The organism is Cupriavidus basilensis (assembly GCF_008801925.2).
Lineage (GTDB): Bacteria > Pseudomonadota > Gammaproteobacteria > Burkholderiales > Burkholderiaceae > Cupriavidus > Cupriavidus basilensis.
The window spans coordinates 3,969,523-3,986,043 of the sequence record NZ_CP062803.1; the positions used below are offsets into that span (position 1 = coordinate 3,969,523).

Annotated in this window: 15 protein-coding genes; 11 read left to right on the forward strand and 4 right to left on the reverse strand. The window is 66.6% G+C overall.

The annotated features are described in order from the left end of the window. Positions 1-21: 21 nt before the first annotated feature. On the forward strand, positions 22-249 hold the full coding sequence (locus F7R26_RS18205) for a hypothetical protein (RefSeq protein ID WP_150985641.1): 228 nt from the start codon (positions 22-24) through the stop codon (positions 247-249). Positions 250-274: 25 nt separating this feature from the next. Here F7R26_RS18205 and apaG read toward each other — a convergent pair whose 3' ends face one another. After that, positions 275-649, reverse strand: a complete 375-nt coding sequence (gene apaG, locus F7R26_RS18210) for a Co2+/Mg2+ efflux protein ApaG (protein ID WP_006162582.1) — start codon at positions 647-649, stop codon at positions 275-277. 166 nt (positions 650-815) lie between these two features. Here apaG and rpe point away from each other — a divergent pair, with 166 nt between their 5' ends. The 8 genes from rpe to F7R26_RS18250 all read left to right on the forward strand — a co-directional run bounded on the left by rpe (position 816) and on the right by F7R26_RS18250 (position 8,282). Further along, entirely contained in the window at positions 816-1,526 is a 711-nt protein-coding gene (gene rpe, locus F7R26_RS18215) for a ribulose-phosphate 3-epimerase (RefSeq protein WP_150985642.1), read from the forward strand. Beyond that, positions 1,523-2,254, forward strand: coding sequence for a phosphoglycolate phosphatase (gene gph / locus F7R26_RS18220; RefSeq protein ID WP_150985643.1), 732 nt, complete (start codon positions 1,523-1,525; stop codon positions 2,252-2,254). The genes rpe and gph overlap by 4 nt, the downstream gene beginning before the upstream one ends. 460 nt (positions 2,255-2,714) lie before the next feature. Then, complete coding sequence (gene trpE / locus F7R26_RS18225; protein WP_150985644.1) at positions 2,715-4,232, forward strand: anthranilate synthase component I; 1,518 nt, start codon at positions 2,715-2,717, stop codon at positions 4,230-4,232. A gap of 24 nt (positions 4,233-4,256) precedes the next feature. Beyond that, on the forward strand, positions 4,257-4,826 hold the full coding sequence (locus F7R26_RS18230; RefSeq protein WP_006162587.1) for an aminodeoxychorismate/anthranilate synthase component II: 570 nt from the start codon (positions 4,257-4,259) through the stop codon (positions 4,824-4,826). 68 nt (positions 4,827-4,894) lie between these two features. Further along, positions 4,895-5,923, forward strand: a complete 1,029-nt coding sequence (gene trpD, locus F7R26_RS18235; protein WP_006162588.1) for an anthranilate phosphoribosyltransferase — start codon at positions 4,895-4,897, stop codon at positions 5,921-5,923. Between the two features lie 35 nt (positions 5,924-5,958). Then, positions 5,959-6,762 (forward strand): indole-3-glycerol phosphate synthase TrpC, encoded by an 804-nt coding sequence (trpC, locus tag F7R26_RS18240; protein WP_043349935.1) that lies wholly within the window; start codon positions 5,959-5,961, stop codon positions 6,760-6,762. Positions 6,763-6,781: 19 nt separating this feature from the next. Next, positions 6,782-7,423, forward strand: coding sequence for a CYTH domain-containing protein (locus F7R26_RS18245; protein WP_150985645.1), 642 nt, complete (start codon positions 6,782-6,784; stop codon positions 7,421-7,423). Between the two features lie 55 nt (positions 7,424-7,478). After that, positions 7,479-8,282 carry a uracil-DNA glycosylase gene (locus tag F7R26_RS18250; protein ID WP_150985646.1) on the forward strand — a complete coding sequence of 268 codons (804 nt, stop codon included), beginning with the start codon at positions 7,479-7,481 and terminating at the stop codon, positions 8,280-8,282. 34 nt (positions 8,283-8,316) lie between these two features. On the opposite strand, the gene F7R26_RS18255 is transcribed toward F7R26_RS18250, so the two are convergent. Next, the gene (locus F7R26_RS18255) at positions 8,317-8,589 is read right to left on the reverse strand and encodes an acylphosphatase (RefSeq protein WP_150985647.1); all 273 of its coding nucleotides are present in this window, start codon (positions 8,587-8,589) and stop codon (positions 8,317-8,319) included. Positions 8,590-8,901: 312 nt separating this feature from the next. Here F7R26_RS18255 and F7R26_RS18260 point away from each other — a divergent pair, with 312 nt between their 5' ends. Continuing rightward, a complete protein-coding gene (locus F7R26_RS18260; protein ID WP_150985648.1) occupies positions 8,902-10,656 on the forward strand; it encodes an ABC transporter permease in 1,755 nt (584 codons plus the stop codon). A gap of 65 nt (positions 10,657-10,721) precedes the next feature. Beyond that, positions 10,722-12,068 (forward strand): ABC transporter ATP-binding protein, encoded by a 1,347-nt coding sequence (locus F7R26_RS18265; RefSeq protein ID WP_150985649.1) that lies wholly within the window; start codon positions 10,722-10,724, stop codon positions 12,066-12,068. Between the two features lie 105 nt (positions 12,069-12,173). On the opposite strand, the gene F7R26_RS18270 is transcribed toward F7R26_RS18265, so the two are convergent. Together F7R26_RS18270 and F7R26_RS18275 are read right to left on the reverse strand one after the other, a co-directional pair. Continuing rightward, positions 12,174-14,672 (reverse strand): FUSC family protein, encoded by a 2,499-nt coding sequence (locus F7R26_RS18270; RefSeq protein WP_150985650.1) that lies wholly within the window; start codon positions 14,670-14,672, stop codon positions 12,174-12,176. Positions 14,673-14,707: 35 nt separating this feature from the next. After that, entirely contained in the window at positions 14,708-16,513 is a 1,806-nt protein-coding gene (locus tag F7R26_RS18275; protein ID WP_150985651.1) for a M61 family metallopeptidase, read from the reverse strand. Positions 16,514-16,521: the final 8 nt, after the last annotated feature.

Consider the following 16,521-nt stretch of genomic DNA (forward strand, 5'->3'; position numbering starts at 1 on the left):
TCGCCTCCACGTAGCCCTGTCATGAGCAAGTTCTTCGAAGCCCATCCCATGCTGCTCTTCGCCCTCGAGGCCGGACTGGCGCTCTTCCTGCTGATCTTCATCGTGGTCTGGACCATGGGCACGGCCAAGAAGAACCCGCGCCCCAGCCGCGCGCCGGACGATCATCCGTCGCGTGCGGGCCATGGAGGAAATGCAGGACAAGGCACGGCGCGCGCCCAACAGGATCAGGGCAGCGCTTCGGGCCAATAGGTTCCGTCGCGTTCAATACAACGTCTCAGTGCAACATGCGCGGCAGGACCAGCGCAAACTCGGGGATCGGCACCTCGAAGCGATGGCCATCCTCGGCCACGCAGAAATACTCTCCCTTCATCGAGCCCACCGGGGTCGAGATGGTGGCCCAGCTGGTGTACTCGAAATGCTCGCCCGGCTTGAGCAGGGGCTGGTGCCCGACCACGCCAAGGCCAGCCACTTCCTGGGTGCCGTTGTCGCTATCGGTGATGACCCAGTGCCGGGAGATCAGCTGCGCAGCCACCTCGCCGGTATTGTGGATCGTGATGGTGTAGGCGAAGGCATGGCGCCCGCGCTCAGGGTCGGACTGGTCGGCCAGGTACTGGGTACGTACGGCCACGGAAAACGCGTATTCGCTCATTGTCGACACATAGGAGGCGGGATCAGGGTAGCCGCATTGTGCGGCATGGCTCCGGGGGCGGCAAGCTAAGCCGCCGCAAGCGGCCTGTCCGGTGGCAGCGGCGCCCCGCGCGGGGAGGGTAAAATACCGGCTTCCCCCTTGAAGTACCCTCCTTTCGAGCCCCGCCATGAGCACGCCCACCTACCGCATCGCCCCGTCCATCCTGTCCGCCGACTTTGCCCGCCTGGGCGAGGAAGTGCGGCGCGTGACCGCGGACGGTGCCGACTGGATCCATTTCGACGTGATGGACAACCATTACGTGCCGAACCTGACCGTGGGCCCGCTGGTGTGCGAGGCGATCCGCCCCCACGTGACCGCCCCGATCGACGTGCACCTGATGGTGCGCCCGGTGGACCGCATCATTCCGGACTTCGCCAAGGCGGGCGCCAATATCATCACCTTCCACCCGGAAGCCAGCGAGCATATCGACCGCTCCCTGGCGCTGATCCGCGAACACGGTTGCCAGGCCGGCCTGGTGTTCAACCCGGCCACGCCGCTGCACCACCTGGACCACGTGATGGACCGCATCGACGTGATCCTGCTGATGTCGGTCAACCCCGGCTTCGGCGGCCAGTCCTTCATTCCCGAGACCCTCAACAAGCTGCGCGCAGCCCGCAAGCGCATCGACGCGTACGCCGAGCGCACCGGACGCCGCATCCTGCTGGAAGTGGACGGTGGCGTGAAGATCGACAACATCGCCGAGATCGCCGCTGCGGGGGCCGACACCTTTGTCGCCGGTTCCGCCGTGTTCGGCAAGCCGGACGCCGACGGCGGCTACAAGGGCGTGCTTTCGGCCATGCGCACCGAGCTGGCCAAGGTCGGCAAGGCAGGCCAATGAGCTCGGCGCAGATGAAGCGCACCGACTGGCGCGGCATCCGCGGCGTCATCGTCGACCTGGACGGCACCATGGTGGACACCGCCGGCGACTTCCACGCGGCGGTCAATGCCATGCTGAAGGCGCTGGTCCACCTGCATCCGCAGCTTGGCGACACCGCGCCGATGAGCAAGGAAGAGATCGTCAGCTTCGTCGGCAAGGGCTCGGAGAACCTGATCCGGCGCGTGCTGGATGCGCGCTTCCCGCCGGCCCACGCCAACGGCATGTTTGCCGATGCGCTGGCGCTGTACGACCGCGAATACCTGCGCATCAACGGTCAGTTCTCGCAGGTCTACCCCGGCGTCGCGGAAGGCCTGGCGGCCCTGAAGGCAGCCGGCCTTCGGATGGCCTGCGTGACCAACAAGCCGCATAGCTTCACCGAGCCGCTGCTGGCCAAGACCGGGCTGGGCCGGTTCTTCGAGCTGGTCTACGGCGGCGACGCCTTCGCCCTGCGCAAGCCGGATCCCCTGCCCTTGCTCAAGGTGGCTGAGGCATTCCGCCTGGAGCCGGCCGAAATGGCCGCGATCGGCGACTCGGAAAACGATGCGCAGGCAGCCCGCGCGGCGGGCATGGGAGTGCTGCTTGTGCCCTACGGCTACAACCACGGCAATCCTGTACAAGGCGTTGACGCCGATGGTATAGTCGATTCCATTGTTCGCGTTGCCGAGCTGTTGGCGGCGCAGCGGGCATGACCCCGGCGGCCGCAAGGCCGCCGAAGCAAAAGCACCACCCAACATCCAAACCATAAATCGCTGAACACGATTTCATGTTTCTGAACCGCAAACGCATCTCTTCTGGCAGTGATCGGCAGGCCTGGCCCTGGCGTCGCTGGCGCGCCTCCCAACAGGCGTAAAGTGCGTTCGCGAGTCTCCTGACCGCCCCTTTCCCGCATCCCCGCGATGCATCCGCACCAGGATGGGGCCGGCCAGACCGGCAGGTTGCCGGACCTTCTCTGATTTTCCAGCCGCCCGACATCCAGCTCTTGCGCCGGTGTCATCCGAACGCGCTGCACGCCCACCCCGGCCGTGCGTGGACACTCGTCCGCGCCATGGTCTCTCCGTGGCGGGTCTGACGACCTTCCAGCCCCAAGTTGCCGACATCGCGACGTGCGCCATACTGAAATGACAGGCGCCGCCGCACAAGAGGATCGACATGACCGAACTGGAATTCAAATCGCTGGCCGAGCAGGGCTACAACCGTATCCCCCTGATCACCGAAGCCTTCGCCGACCTGGAAACGCCGCTTTCGCTGTACCTGAAGCTGGCGCAATCGCAAACGCGCGGGGTCAACACCTTCTTGCTCGAATCCGTGGTGGGCGGCGAGCGCTTCGGACGCTACTCGTTCATCGGCCTGCACGCCCGTACCCTGCTGCGCGCCTCGGGCATGCGCACCGAAGTGGTCACGGATGGCCGCGTGGTGGAAACCCATGAAGGCAACCCGCTCGACTTCATCGCCGACTTCGAGAAGCGCTTCAAGGTGGCCCTGCGCCCCGGCCTGCCGCGCTTTTGCGGCGGCCTGGCCGGCTACTTCGGCTACGACGCGGTGCGATATATCGAGAAGAAGCTCGCCAACACGCAAAAGCCGGACGACCTGAACCTGCCCGACATCCAGCTGCTGCTGTGCGAAGAGCTGGCCGTGATCGACAACCTGTCCGGCAAGCTCTACCTGATCGTCTACGCCGACCCAACCACGCCGGAAGCCTACGCCCGCGCCCGCCAGCGCCTGCGCGAGCTGCGCATGAAGCTGCGCCAGCCGGTGGACGTGCCCATCACCAGCCCCTCGGTGCAAACCGACGTCTACCGCGAATTCGAGAAGGCCGACTACCTCGCCGCCGTGCACAAGGCCAAGGAGTACATCATGGCTGGCGACATGATGCAGGTACAGATCGGCCAGCGCCTGGTCAAGCCGTACCGCGACTCCCCGCTGACGCTGTACCGCGCGCTGCGCTCGCTGAACCCGTCGCCTTACATGTATTTCTACAACTTTGGCGACTTCCAGATCGTGGGGGCCTCGCCCGAGATCCTGGTGCGACAGGAAACCCGCCGCGTGGGCAGCAACGGCGACCAGCGCGAGGATCACATCGTCACCATCCGCCCGCTGGCCGGTACCCGTCCGCGCGGCAACACGCCGGAGAAGGACGCGCAACTGGCCACCGAGCTGCTCAACGATCCCAAGGAAATCGCCGAGCACGTGATGCTGATCGACCTGGCGCGCAACGACATCGGCCGCATCGCCGAGATCGGCTCGGTCAAGGTCACCGACCAGATGGTGATCGAGAAATACTCCCACGTGCAGCACATCGTCAGCTCGGTGGAAGGCACGCTCAAACCCGGCATGAGCAACCTCGACGTGCTGCGCGCCACCTTCCCGGCCGGCACGCTGTCGGGCGCGCCCAAGGTGCACGCAATGGAGATCATCGACGAGCTGGAGCCGCGCAAGCGCGGCATCTATGGCGGTGCGGTGGGCTACCTGTCCTTCGGCGGCGAGATGGACCTGGCGATTGCGATCCGTACCGGCATCGTCAAGGACGGCAATCTCTATGTGCAGGCCGCCGCCGGCATCGTTGCGGACTCGGACCCCGAAGCCGAATGGAGGGAAACCGAAGCCAAGGCGCGTGCCGTGATCCGCGCCGCCGAGCAGGTCCAGGACGGCCTGGACTCGGATATCTAAGGTAAAGGGAACAGGGGAACCGCCATGCTGCTGATGATCGACAACTACGATTCATTTACTTACAACATCGTCCAATACTTCGGCGAACTCGGCGCCGACGTGCGCACCTATCGCAACGACGAAATCACGCTGGAAGAGATCGAGGCGCTCAAGCCCGACCATATCTGCGTCTCGCCCGGCCCGTGCAGCCCGCGTGAAGCCGGCATTTCCGTGGCAGTGCTGCAGCACTTTGCCGGCCGCATCCCGATGCTGGGCGTGTGCCTGGGCCATCAGGCCATCGGCGAAGCCTTCGGCGGCAAGGTGATCCGCGCCAAGCAGGTCATGCACGGCAAGGTCAGCCGCATCGAGACCACGCAGGAAGGCGTGTTCGCCGGCCTGCCCAAGCACTTCGACGTGACGCGCTATCATTCCCTGGCGATCGAGCGCGAGACCTTGCCGGATTGCCTGGAAGTGACGGCCTGGACACCGGATGGCGAAATCATGGGCGTGCGCCACAAGACGCTCGCCATCGAGGGGGTGCAGTTTCACCCCGAGTCCATCCTGTCAGAGCATGGCCATGCGCTGCTGGCCAACTTCGTCAAGGCGCCCCGATGAGACTGCTCGATACGCCTGACGCGCCTGTCCCTGGCGCGGCCCACACCAACGCAAAGACCGAGACCGCCATGTCCATCACGCCCCAGGAAGCCCTCACCCGCTGCATCGAACACCGCGAGATCTTCCATGACGAGATGCTGCACCTGATGCGGCAGATCATGCAGGGCCAGATGTCACCGGTAATGGCTGCGGCCATCCTGACCGGCCTGCGGGTCAAGAAAGAGACCATCGGCGAGATCTCGGCGGCGGCGCAGGTGATGCGCGAGTTCGCCAACAAGGTGCCCGTCAAGGACCGCGAGAACTTCGTCGACATCGTCGGCACCGGCGGCGACGGCTCGCACACGTTCAATATTTCCACCGCGTCGATGTTCGTGGCATCCGCTGCCGGCGCGCGCATTGCCAAGCACGGCAACCGTGGCGTGAGCTCCAAGTCGGGCAGCGCCGATGTGCTGGAGGCACTGGGCGTGAACATCATGCTGACGCCGGAGCAGGTCGGGCACTGCATCGAGCAGACCGGCATCGGCTTCATGTTCGCCCCGACCCATCACCCGGCCATGAAGAACGTCGCCCCGATCCGCAAGGAAATGGGCGTGCGCACCATCTTCAATATCCTGGGCCCGCTGACCAACCCGGCCGACGCGCCCAATATCCTGATGGGCGTGTTCCACCCCGACCTGGTCGGCATCCAGGTACGCGTGATGCAGCGCCTGGGCGCGCGCCACGCGCTGGTGGTCTACGGCAAGGACGGCATGGATGAGGTCTCGCTGGGCGCCGCCACGCTGGTGGGTGAGCTCAAGGACGGCGAAGTGCGCGAGTACGAAGTCCACCCCGAGGATTTCGGCCTGCAGATGATCTCCAACCGCGGCTTGAAGGTGGCCGACGCCACCGAGTCCAAGGAAATGCTGCTGGAAGCGCTCACCGATGTGCCCGGCACCCCGCGCGAGATCGTCACGCTCAACGCCGGCACGGCGCTGTACGCGGCCAATGTGGCCAGCTCGATCGAGGACGGCATCCAGCGCGCGCGCGAGGCCATCGCCAGCGGCGCGGCGCGCGAGAAGCTCGACCAGTTCGTGCGCGCCACGCAGCAGTTCAAGTAAGCCAGAGCCATCCAGCCCCGCGAGAGAATTACCGCATGTCCGATATCCTGCAGAAAATCCTGGCCGTGAAGGCCGACGAAGTGAACGCGGCGCGCAAGAAGCGCGACCTGCCCAGCCTGCGCGCCGAGGCCGAGAGCCTGCGCGCCGAGCCGGGCCTGGCGCCGCGCGGCTTTGAGCGCGCGCTGCGCGAGAAGATCGCCGCCGGCAACGCCGGGGTGATCGCCGAGGTGAAGAAGGCCTCGCCCTCCAAGGGCGTGCTGCGCGCGAACTTCGTGCCGGAGGCCATTGCCGAGAGCTATGCCACGCATGGCGCGGCCTGCCTTTCCGTGCTGACGGACGTGAACTTCTTCCAGGGCCACGCCGAATTCCTCAAGCGCGCCCGCGGCGCCTGCCCGCTGCCGGCATTGCGCAAGGACTTCATGATCGACCTGTACCAGGTCTATGAAGCGCGCTGCTGGGGCGCTGACGCCATCCTGCTGATCGTGTCCGCGCTGGACCCGGGCCTGATGGCCGAACTGGAAGCCTGCGCGCACGAGCTCGGCATGGACGTGCTGGTGGAAGTGCACGGCGGCGAAGAGCTCGACGCCGCGCTGCGCCTGAAAACGCCGCTGCTGGGCGTGAACAACCGCAACCTGCGGACCTTCGAGGTATCGCTCGACAACACGCTGGACCTGCTGCCGCGCATCCCCGACGACCGCCTGGTGGTGACCGAATCCGGCATCATCGGCCCGGACGACGTGCACCGCATGCGTGACGCCAATGTGCACGCCTTCCTGGTGGGCGAGGCCTTCATGCGCGCGCCCGACCCGGGTGTCGAGCTGGCCCGCCTGTTCGCCTGAACGGAAACATAAAACCACAATGGCCCAGGAAATCGAACTCAAGCTGGCGGTGCCGGACGGTGCCATGCCGGCGCTGGCGGCCTGGCTGGATGCACAAGGACAGGCGCGCGGCGAGCACACGCTGCTTAACGTCTACCTTGACACGCCCGCGCGCGACCTCGCCAGCGCACGCGCCGCCCTGCGGCTGCGCCGCCGCGGCGAGCAATGGCTGCAGACGCTGAAGACCGCGGGCAAGAGCGAAGCCGGGCTGGCCGCCCGCCACGAGTGGGAAACCAGGGTGGCGGCCGAAGCCATCGAGCTGGCCGCCTTCCCGCCCGAGGCGCGCGCCTTGCTGGCGCCACTGGCCACAACCTTGGCACCGGTATTCCGCACCGATTTCACGCGGCGCACCTGGCTGGTAGAACAGGACGGGGTGCGCATCGAAGCCGCGCTCGACGTCGGGACGATTTCAGCGCCGGGAAGCGCCGCGCGGGAGACGATCCAGGAACTGGAGCTTGAGTGGCTGCCTGGCGCCACCGGCCACGCTCCCACGCAAGCACAGGCCGAAGCCGCGCTGCGTGCGCTGGCGCTGCGCCTGCAGCACGTTGCGCCCCTCAAGCCGTCCGACCAGAGCAAGGCCGCGCGCGGCTATCGGCTCGCCGCCGGTGCCGGCCGCGCCTGAGCTGGTGCGCCTGCGCCCTCTCGCCCCTCCAAAAAAAACCAGGTACTCCTCCAGCATGACCAAGCACAACAGCGCACAGGCCGACCTGTTCGCGGCCCCGGCCGCTGCCGCAGCCGACATCGAAAACGCCACCGTGCCTGCCCCGGCCGCCGCCAGCCTGTCAGAGCAAGCCGCCGCGTTGCCTGCGGCCTGGCGCGCATTGCTGGCCCCCTGCATGAACACCGCCGGCTGGCAGGAACTGGCCGCCTTTGTCGACGGCGAGCGCGCCAGCGGCAAGCCGGTCTTTCCGCATGACGTGTTCCACGCCTTGCACCTGACGCCGCCCGAGACCGTCAAAGTGGTCATCCTTGGCCAGGACCCGTATCACGGCACCGGCGTAGTCAACGGCAGCGAGATTCCGCAGGCGCATGGCCTGGCCTTCTCGGTGCCGGACGGCGTGCGCGTGCCGCCCAGCCTGCGCAACATCTTCAAGGAAATCGCCGCGGAGTATGAAGGCGGCGCCGTGCCTGCCTCAGGCAATCTCGAAGGCTGGGCGCGCCAGGGCGTGCTGCTGCTCAACACCGTGCTGACGGTGGAGCAAGGCCAGGCCGCCAGCCACGCCAAGCGCGGCTGGGAAGCAGTGACCGACTGCCTGATCCAGGCCTTGTCCGCCGCGCGCCCGCACCTTGTCTTCCTGTTGTGGGGCAGCCACGCGCAAGCCAAGAAGCCCTTGCTGGCCGGCACGCACTGCGTGCTGGAAGCGCCGCATCCGTCACCACTGTCGGCACACCGGGGTTTCCTGGGCTGCGGACACTTCCGGCTGGCCAACGATTGGCTGCAACGGCACGGCGCCGCGCCGGTGGACTGGCGCGCCACCTGAGCCGCCGGGCAGCCGCCTGCCTGCCGGGCACCTCTCAAGCGGTCGGCAGGCAGTCGAAATCCTCGAACTCACCCGCGCCGGGCAACGCCACTAGCGCATTGACCTGCGCGTCCGGCGGCCCGCGGCGCATCCAGTTGCAAAGGGCCTCCAGCCGATCAGGCGGCCCATAGGCCATGACCTCGACCGAGCCATCGCGCCGGTTGCGCACCCAGCCGTTGATGCCGAGCGCCCCGGCCTGCCCCGCGCAGGCCACACGATAGCCCACGCCCTGCACCCTCCCCTTGACCACGATGTGCCATGTTTCCATCTGGCTTCCCCTTGCCGCGCGCGAGCGCTGAAACGTCCGTTGAAACGGTTACGACACGCATAACAGGTAAACTAGACCGCCATGCAAAGCGTTACCAGTAAGGGCAGGCCCACGCAGGTAACGTCCGCAGCACAACAACGCGCAAGGCGCGCTGTTGACAACCCGAGAACCCTGTTCATAACCTGAGCCAGCGCAGCGCAAGGCGCCTACGTCCTGGCTGGCACCACCGATCCGATCCATCCAGGCCCCCGGACCGCCCGGCCCCACCCGGCCCATACGGCAACCGCAGCCAACGTTTCCACTGCCAAGATAATGCAGCAAGCCGAACACGACCAGGCCAGCTCGGTCACTTCCCGTGGCTACGCCAGCCAGCTGCTGACCGCGCCGCCGAACCGCTTCGACCTGGCGCTGCTGCCCATCATCCTTGCGGTGATCGTGCTGGTGGCCTTTGCCGCGCGCCAGATGAATGTGCCCTACCAGCCCGGCGAGCCGCTGGATGTGCACCTGGACATCGCCTACCTGCCCTACTACCTCATGCGCACCAGCATCCGCATGATGATTGCGCTGGGCGCCTCGCTGCTGTTCTCCTTCGCCTTCGCGGCGCTCGCCTCCAAGAACCGCACCGCCGAAAAAGTGATGGTACCGGCGCTGGACATCCTGCAGTCGATCCCGGTGCTGGGCTTCCTGTCGATCACCGTGACTGGCTTCATCGCGCTGTTCCCCGGGAGCCTGGTCGGGGTGGAATGTGCTGCCATCTTCGCCATCTTCACCTCGCAGGCCTGGAACATGGCGTTCAGCCTGTACCAGTCGATCCGCACCATCCCGACCGACCTGGTGGAAGCGGCAGCCATGTTCCGGCTCTCGCCGTGGCAGAAGTTCTGGCGCCTCGAAGTGCCTTTCGCCATGCCAGGCCTGCTGTGGAACATGATGATGTCGATGTCCGGCGGCTGGTTCTTCGTGGTGGCGTCGGAAGCCATCTCGGTGTCTGGCAACGACATCCGGCTGCCGGGTATCGGCTCCTACATCTCGCTGGCGATCCAGCAGCAGAACCTGGCGGCGATCGGCTGGGCCATCCTGGCCATGCTGATCGGCATCATCCTCTATGACCAGTTGCTGTTCCGGCCGTTGATTGCCTGGGCCGACCGCTTCCGCTTCGAAACCATGGCGCAGGAGACCGAACCGCAATCGTGGCTGCTCAATCTGCTGCGCCGCTCGGAATGGGTACGCGTGCTGCTGGGCCGCACGGCGGCGCTGGCCGAGCGCACGCTGGCCTGGGGATCCGGGCGCAAGGCGGTGGCGCCGAAGGCCAACGATGGCCGGCGCGCAATGTGGATCGAGCGCGCTAGCAACGTCATCATCATCGTGATTGCCATGCTGGCGCTGTACCGCGTGATGCACTTCGTGCGCACCGAGGTGGGCTGGACTGAAGTGGGCCATGTGCTGTGGCTGGGCACGCTGACCATGGTGCGGGTGATCGTGCTGATCGCGCTGGCCGCGGTGATCTGGGTACCGATTGGCATCCGCATCGGCCTGAACCCCAAGGTGGCGCGCGTCGCCCAGCCGGTGGCGCAGTTCCTGGCCGCCTTCCCGGCCAACCTGATGTTCCCGCTGGTGGTGATGCTGATCGTGCGCTTCGGGCTGAACCCGGAGATCTGGCTCAGCCCGCTGATGATTTTCGGCACGCAGTGGTACATCCTGTTCAATGTGATTGCCGGCGCGTCCGGCATCCCCACCGAACTCAAGCTGGCCGCACGCAACTTTGGCCTGCGCGGCTGGCTGCTGTGGAAGCGCTTTCTGGTCCCGGCGGTGTTTCCCAGCTTGCTGACCGGCCTGGTGACCGCGGCCGGCGGCTCGTGGAATGCGAGTATCGTGTCCGAGTACGTCACCTGGGGCGACCGCACGCTGGTCGCCACCGGGCTGGGCAGCTATATCGCGGAGATGACCTCCAAGGGCGACTTCCCCCGCATCGCGCTGGGCATCGGCGTGATGGCGATCTTCGTGGTGGGCTTCAACCGCCTGCTGTGGAACCGCCTCTACCTGCTGGCGCAGGAACGCACGCGTCTTTGAGCCGCCCTACGCCCGCACCCAATACGCCACCCATTTGAAGCCCTGAATCTGAACGGAACTCCATCATGGCAAGTCCCACCGCAGACGCAACCGAATCCGTAGTCGAGCTGCGCGGCGTCTCGAAAATCTTCCGCACCGCGGACCGCTCGGACCGCGCCGTGCTCGAAGGCGTGGACCTGACCCTCAAGCGCGGCGAGATCGTCGCCATGCTGGGCAAGTCCGGCTCGGGCAAGTCCACCCTGCTGCGCATCATGGCCGGACTGGTCGGCGCCGATCGCGGCGAGGTGCACTTTCGCGGCCAGCCGCTGCGCGGCACCGCCGAAGGCATCGCCATGGTGTTCCAGTCGTTCGCGCTGTTTCCCTGGCTCACCGTGCAGCAAAACGTGGAGCTCGGGCTGGAAGCCCAGGGCGTGCACAAGGAAGAACGCGCGCGCCGGGCCGAGGCGGCGATCGACATGATCGGGCTGTCCGGGTTCAACAGCGCGCTGCCGCGCGAGCTCTCCGGCGGCATGCGCCAGCGCGTGGGCATTGCCCGTGCGCTGGTGACCGAGCCTGACCTGCTGCTGATGGACGAGGCCTTCTCCGCGCTCGACGTGCTGACCGGCGAGACCCTGCGCGACGAAATGCTCGACCTGTGGGAAGACGGCCGCACCAATATCAAGTGCATCCTGATCGTCTCGCACAATATCGAAGAGGCGGTCATGATGGCCGACCGCATCGTGATCCTGTCGAGCGACCCGGGCCGCATCCGCGCCGAGGTGAAGATCCCGTTCCCTCGCCCGCGCAACCGCGACTCTTCCCAGGTGCGCGGGCTGATCGACGAGGTCTACACACTGATGACATCGCCCGCGGCGATGGGTCCGCGCGTCACCGCGCTGGCGGCCGCGCGCGATATCGGCTACCGCCTGCCGGATGCCGACATCAGCCAGATGGAGGCCATTCTCGACCTGCTGTGCGAAGCCCCCTTTTTTGGCAGGGCCGACCTGCCGCACCTGGCAGAGGAAGCCGGGCTCACCGACGATGATCTGCTCCCGGCCTGCGAAGCGCTGCACCTGCTGCAACTGGCCACCATCGAGCGCGGCGACATCAGCGCCACCGGCCTGGGCCGCGCGTACTACGAGACGGAGCCGCCCGAGCGCAAGGTGTTGTTCGGCAAGCAGCTGCTGCAGCACGTAGCGCTGGCCGCGCATATCCGCCGCGAACTGGAGCAGTCCGAGGACGGCGAGATCCGCGAGGAACACGTACTGCGCGAGCTCGAAGCCTTCCTCAAGCCGGACGAGGCCGAACGCGTGCTGACGCTGGCAATCGAATGGGGCCGCTATGGCGAGGTGTACGAATACAGCTACAACAGCGGCATGCTGACGCTGCCCCGCGAGGAGCAGCCGGCGCCGGGCGCGGGTACGCAAACCTGATTGGCGCGGCCCGGTTTTCTTGGTGTCCTGGCGGCCGATTCAACATGAAGCGAAGCGGTTCTCGCCAGGCGCGCCAGCATCTTTCGGAAACGGCCTCTTCGGTTCCTAGCGCTCGCGCATGGCCCTGCCGATCGCGCCGGTGCGCAGGGCGATCTTGGCGGTGTCCTCGCGCAGCGCGCGCAGGCGGCGCTCCAGGATGGCATTGGCGGTGCGCCCCGTGGAGCTTGCCGTGCTGGCAATGCTGCCGGCTTCGCTGGCAGCCCGGCTCAACTCGCCCGAGGCCGCAGCCTGCACCAGCACATCGGCGCGGCGGCGGTCGGCCGAATCGGCCAGGCGGGCCCGACGCTCGCTGGCATCTTCGGCCGCGGGCGGCGCGGCGAGCGCTTGCGTGGCGATGGAAGCATCGGCGGCGCGCACAGCCTGGGCATCGGACACCGCCGCCACGTCAGTGCCACCGGCACCGTCCGCAGCACCATGGGCAACACCAACGGCGACCGCCACGTTGGCACCAACGCGATCGTCCACCAGCACTGCCGTCTCCGTGGCTTTCACCGGCGCCTTCGCCTTCGCCGGGTCCTTCACCGCGCGAATGAAACCCGCGCCCCGCCCGCCGGCACGATCATCCTCGGCCAGCCGTTCGCTGGCCAGCTGCAGGCTGTTGGCTGCGGCATCGGTGGCCTGGCGGATGGCGGCTTCGGCGGCCGGCAGGTCCAGCTCGCCGTAGTGCTCGCGCACCTGGATGCGCGCCGCGGCCACGTGCGCCGCCACCAGGTAGTTCTGCACGATGAAGCGGTTCAGGTTGTCCACCGCGCGATGCCGGCTCTTCGGCTCGTCGAGCATGCGCTGGAACGCCCCGATCAGCGCGGACAGGCTGTCCATGAACTGCTTGCGCTGCACCCGGTAGGCAAAATCATCCTTGGCCACGCGCAGCAGCAGATCGCGCGTGGCGGCAATGTAGCGGCGGTTGGCCTGCAGCACGTTTTCCACCAGCGCGGGCAGCGCGCGGTACTCCCAGCTGGGCAGCACAAAACTGAACACCGTGGCGATCACGCCGCCGATCACGGTATCGATGAGCCGCTCGCCCGCGACCGTGGAGCTGCCCGGCACCAGCAGGTTGATCTGGATCAGCACCTGCACGCAGGCGGCAACAGCCGTGTAGCGGTACTTGATGGTGGAGAACGCCGTGCTGGCCACCAGCGCCAGGAACAGCACGCCCAGCAGGATCAGCGGCTGGTGCACGACCTTGAGCACGCCCACCGCAATCACGCAGCCGATCAGCGTGCCGATCAGGCGGTCGTTGTAGCGCTGCTTGGTCATGCTGAAATTGGGCTTCAGGATGACGATGATGGTCAGCAGGATCCAGTAGCTGTGCGACACATACGGCAGGTGCTCCGCAATCCACAGCCCCGCGCCCACCGCCATGGTGATGCGCAGCGCAAAGCGGAACGCCGGCGACTTCCAGTTCAGGTTGTCGCGCAGCACCTTGAGCTCGTAGCGCTGGCGCGTCAGGAACGGTGTCATGTCCGGCCCGGGCAGCACCTTGCTGGGCTCCACCGGCGTGCGCGATGCCTCGTGCAGCTGCTCCACCAGCACGATGGCGCCCTTGATCATGTCGAGTGTTTCCGCCACCGCCGTCATCGCCGCCGGGTTGATGTGGTGGTAGCGCAATTGCGCGATCTCGTGCGCGACGGCGCGCAGCTCTTCCCGGTAATCCACGGAAGCGTAGGAGGGCCGGCCGCGGGTGATGTCGTAGGCGATCCCCTCCACGTCCTTGCACATCAACTGCACCAGCCGGCGCAAGTGATCGAGTACCGGCGTGCTGCCGAAGGTCTGGCGCAGCAGCGGGTAGTCGGTATTGGTGGAGAGGATGTACTCGTACAGGTCCAGCATGCGCATGTGGACCTGTACCAGCAGCCCGTCATGCTTAGTGCGGTTGCCGCGCAGCACCAGGTCGCGCGCTGCCTGCTGGCGTTCCGCCACCACGATCTGCTGGCGCACCAGCTGGTTGAACAGCGCCTCGTAGTCATTGCCGGCGTCGTAGAAACCCGCCTTGATCTCCAGGTACCCGGCCATCTCGTACAGCGACTCGGCCAGCACCTGCTGCTTGGTGCGCCGCTGCGTGGCCCAGCTCACCGCCATCGCGTACGCCATATAGGCCACCGCGCCGATGCCGAACAGCAAGGAATGCTCGAGCGCGCGCCGCACCACGAAGTCCTCGTTGATGGTGAGCGTCATGACGAACAAGGCCGAGAACTGCAATGGCAAGGTCTTGTTGCCATACACCGTCATCATGCCGGCCATGAAGGTCACCAGCACCAGCACCAGCGGCATCACGCGCGGGAACGGCGTGGCCATGGCCACCACCAATGTCACCGCCGTGCACAGCAGCACGCTGGCCAGCATCTCGTTGAACTTGTGGTTGAACGGGCTGGGCAGGTCCATCAGGCTGGTGCACAGCGCGCCCATCGACACCACCATGGCGGTGGGCAGGTCTGAGAACTGCAAGGCGATCAGCGTGGCGCCGATCACCCCGGTCGCGGAGCGCAGCCCGCGATACACGTAATGCGAATAAACGAAGGTGCGGGCGTCGTGCGCGTATTGCATGTGGTGGCGATCGGCGGCGTTGGGGGCTAATCGGCCTACAGGCCCAGCCAGCGCGCACGCATGGCCTGGCGGCCGCCTTCGGCCGTCACGGTGTACTGCACCGCCGGCTCGCGCGCGAAGGTCAGCGGCAGCACATGCAGCTCATCGCGGCGGAACACATGGCACTCGGCGCTATCGCCATCGCGATAGCGCGCCAGCAGCTTGTCGAGCTGGCCAGGGGCTACACGCAGGCCGTCCACCGCGGCCAGCAGGTCGCCCGCCGAGATCCCGGCCGCCTGGGCCGCGCCGCCGTCGAGCACCTGGGTCACGCGCACCCAACCATCCTCGGTCTTGGTCTTGATGCCAAGCGCGGCGTTGCGCTCTGGCTTGGTCGGCACCGCCTTGATGCCGAAGGGCTTGAGGAGCGCTGCGAGTTGCAGTTCGCCGGTGCCTTCGGTGAGCGAGCGCAGCAGCGCGCCCAGGCGCAGGCCGCTGACCTCGTCGAACAAGGCATGCACCTCGGCCTCGGTCACGCCGCGCTGCTGCGCGCCTGGCGCATAGAAGCCGCTGCCGTAGCGCTGCCACAGCGCGCGCATGATGTCGTCAAGCGAGCGGCGGTTGCGGGTCTTGGTGCGGATGGTGAGATCCAGCGCCAGGGCAACGAGCGAGCCCTTGGTGTAATAGCTGACGATGGCGTTGGGCGCGTTTTCGTCCTGGCGGTAGTACTTGGTCCAGGCATCGAACGAACTATCGGCCACGCTCTGCTTGGTGCGGCCGTTGCCGCGCAGCACGCCGTTCCAGGTCTTTGCCAGCAGCTCCACGTACTGCTTCTCGGTGATGCGGCCGCTGCGCACCAGCATCAGGTCATCGTAGTAGCTGGTGAAACCCTCAAACAGCCACAGCAGCGGCGTGTAGGTTTCCTCGCGCAGCCGGTACGGCACGAACGCCGCGGGCTTGATACGCTTGACGTTCCAGGTATGGAAATACTCGTGGCTGCACAAGCCGAGGAAGGTGCGGTAGCCCTCGGTGGCGTCAGCCTTGCCGCGCGCCGGCAGGTCAGCGCGCGCGCACATCAGCGCGGTGCTGGCGCGATGCTCCAGGCCGCCGTAGCCGTCTGTCGTGACCATGGTCATGAACACGTAACGGCGGTTGCTGTCGAGGAACGGCGCGGCCTCCGTCTTGGGCTCGAACAGGCGGATCTGCGCTTCGCAGATCTGCTTCAGGTCGCGCAAGACACGCTCGAGATCGAGCTGCGGCACGCGGCCCGTGAACACCACGTCGTGCTGGGCGCCGCAGGCGCGGAAGCTGCCCATGGTGAAGTTGCCCATCTCGACCGGGTGATCGACCAGTTCGTCGTAGTCGGCCACCTGGTAGCGGCCGAAGCCGTAGCGCTTGGCGCCACCGCGGCCGGGCGCCTCGCGCATGGCCGTGGCGACCCGCCATCCGGCATAAGCCTCGCCGGCGGGTGCATGGATATCGACCGTGCAGGGCTGGTCTTCCTGCCCTTCGGCGCAAAGGAACACGGAACTGCCGTTGAAGAATCCGTGGGTGGCGTCGAGGTGCGCGGCGCGCACCGACAAGTCCCAGGCGTAGACCTCATAGCTGAGCGTAAGCGGCCCGGCCACCGGGGCCGCCTGCCAGCTCTGCTTGTCCAGCTTGGTCAGCGCCACCGGCTTGCCGCCGGCCTGCGCACGGATGCGCACGATATTGCGAGCGAAGTCACGGATCATGTAGCTGCCTGGAATCCACGCCGGCAGGTAGAACTGCTGGCCGGCGGGATTGGGGGCGTCTACCGTGACGGTGACGGCGAACAGGTGCGCTTCCGGTTGAAGCGGGGCAATGGCGTAATGGATCGGCTTCATGAGCGTGA

Bases quoted from the DNA above. Each gene is read 5' to 3' on its own strand.
- F7R26_RS18205 (WP_150985641.1), top strand. From the start codon at position 22: ATGAGCAAGTTCTTCGAAGCCCATCCCATGCTGCTCTTCGCCCTCGAG.
- apaG (WP_006162582.1), bottom strand. From the start codon at position 649: ATGAGCGAATACGCGTTTTCCGTGGCCGTACGTACCCAGTACCTGGCC.
- rpe (WP_150985642.1), top strand. From the start codon at position 816: ATGAGCACGCCCACCTACCGCATCGCCCCGTCCATCCTGTCCGCCGAC.
- gph (WP_150985643.1), top strand. From the start codon at position 1,523: ATGAGCTCGGCGCAGATGAAGCGCACCGACTGGCGCGGCATCCGCGGC.
- trpE (WP_150985644.1), top strand. From the start codon at position 2,715: ATGACCGAACTGGAATTCAAATCGCTGGCCGAGCAGGGCTACAACCGT.
- F7R26_RS18230 (WP_006162587.1), top strand. From the start codon at position 4,257: ATGCTGCTGATGATCGACAACTACGATTCATTTACTTACAACATCGTC.
- trpD (WP_006162588.1), top strand. From the start codon at position 4,895: ATGTCCATCACGCCCCAGGAAGCCCTCACCCGCTGCATCGAACACCGC.
- trpC (WP_043349935.1), top strand. From the start codon at position 5,959: ATGTCCGATATCCTGCAGAAAATCCTGGCCGTGAAGGCCGACGAAGTG.
- F7R26_RS18245 (WP_150985645.1), top strand. From the start codon at position 6,782: ATGGCCCAGGAAATCGAACTCAAGCTGGCGGTGCCGGACGGTGCCATG.
- F7R26_RS18250 (WP_150985646.1), top strand. From the start codon at position 7,479: ATGACCAAGCACAACAGCGCACAGGCCGACCTGTTCGCGGCCCCGGCC.
- F7R26_RS18255 (WP_150985647.1), bottom strand. From the start codon at position 8,589: ATGGAAACATGGCACATCGTGGTCAAGGGGAGGGTGCAGGGCGTGGGC.
- F7R26_RS18260 (WP_150985648.1), top strand. From the start codon at position 8,902: ATGCAGCAAGCCGAACACGACCAGGCCAGCTCGGTCACTTCCCGTGGC.
- F7R26_RS18265 (WP_150985649.1), top strand. From the start codon at position 10,722: ATGGCAAGTCCCACCGCAGACGCAACCGAATCCGTAGTCGAGCTGCGC.
- F7R26_RS18270 (WP_150985650.1), bottom strand. From the start codon at position 14,672: ATGCAATACGCGCACGACGCCCGCACCTTCGTTTATTCGCATTACGTG.
- F7R26_RS18275 (WP_150985651.1), bottom strand. From the start codon at position 16,513: ATGAAGCCGATCCATTACGCCATTGCCCCGCTTCAACCGGAAGCGCAC.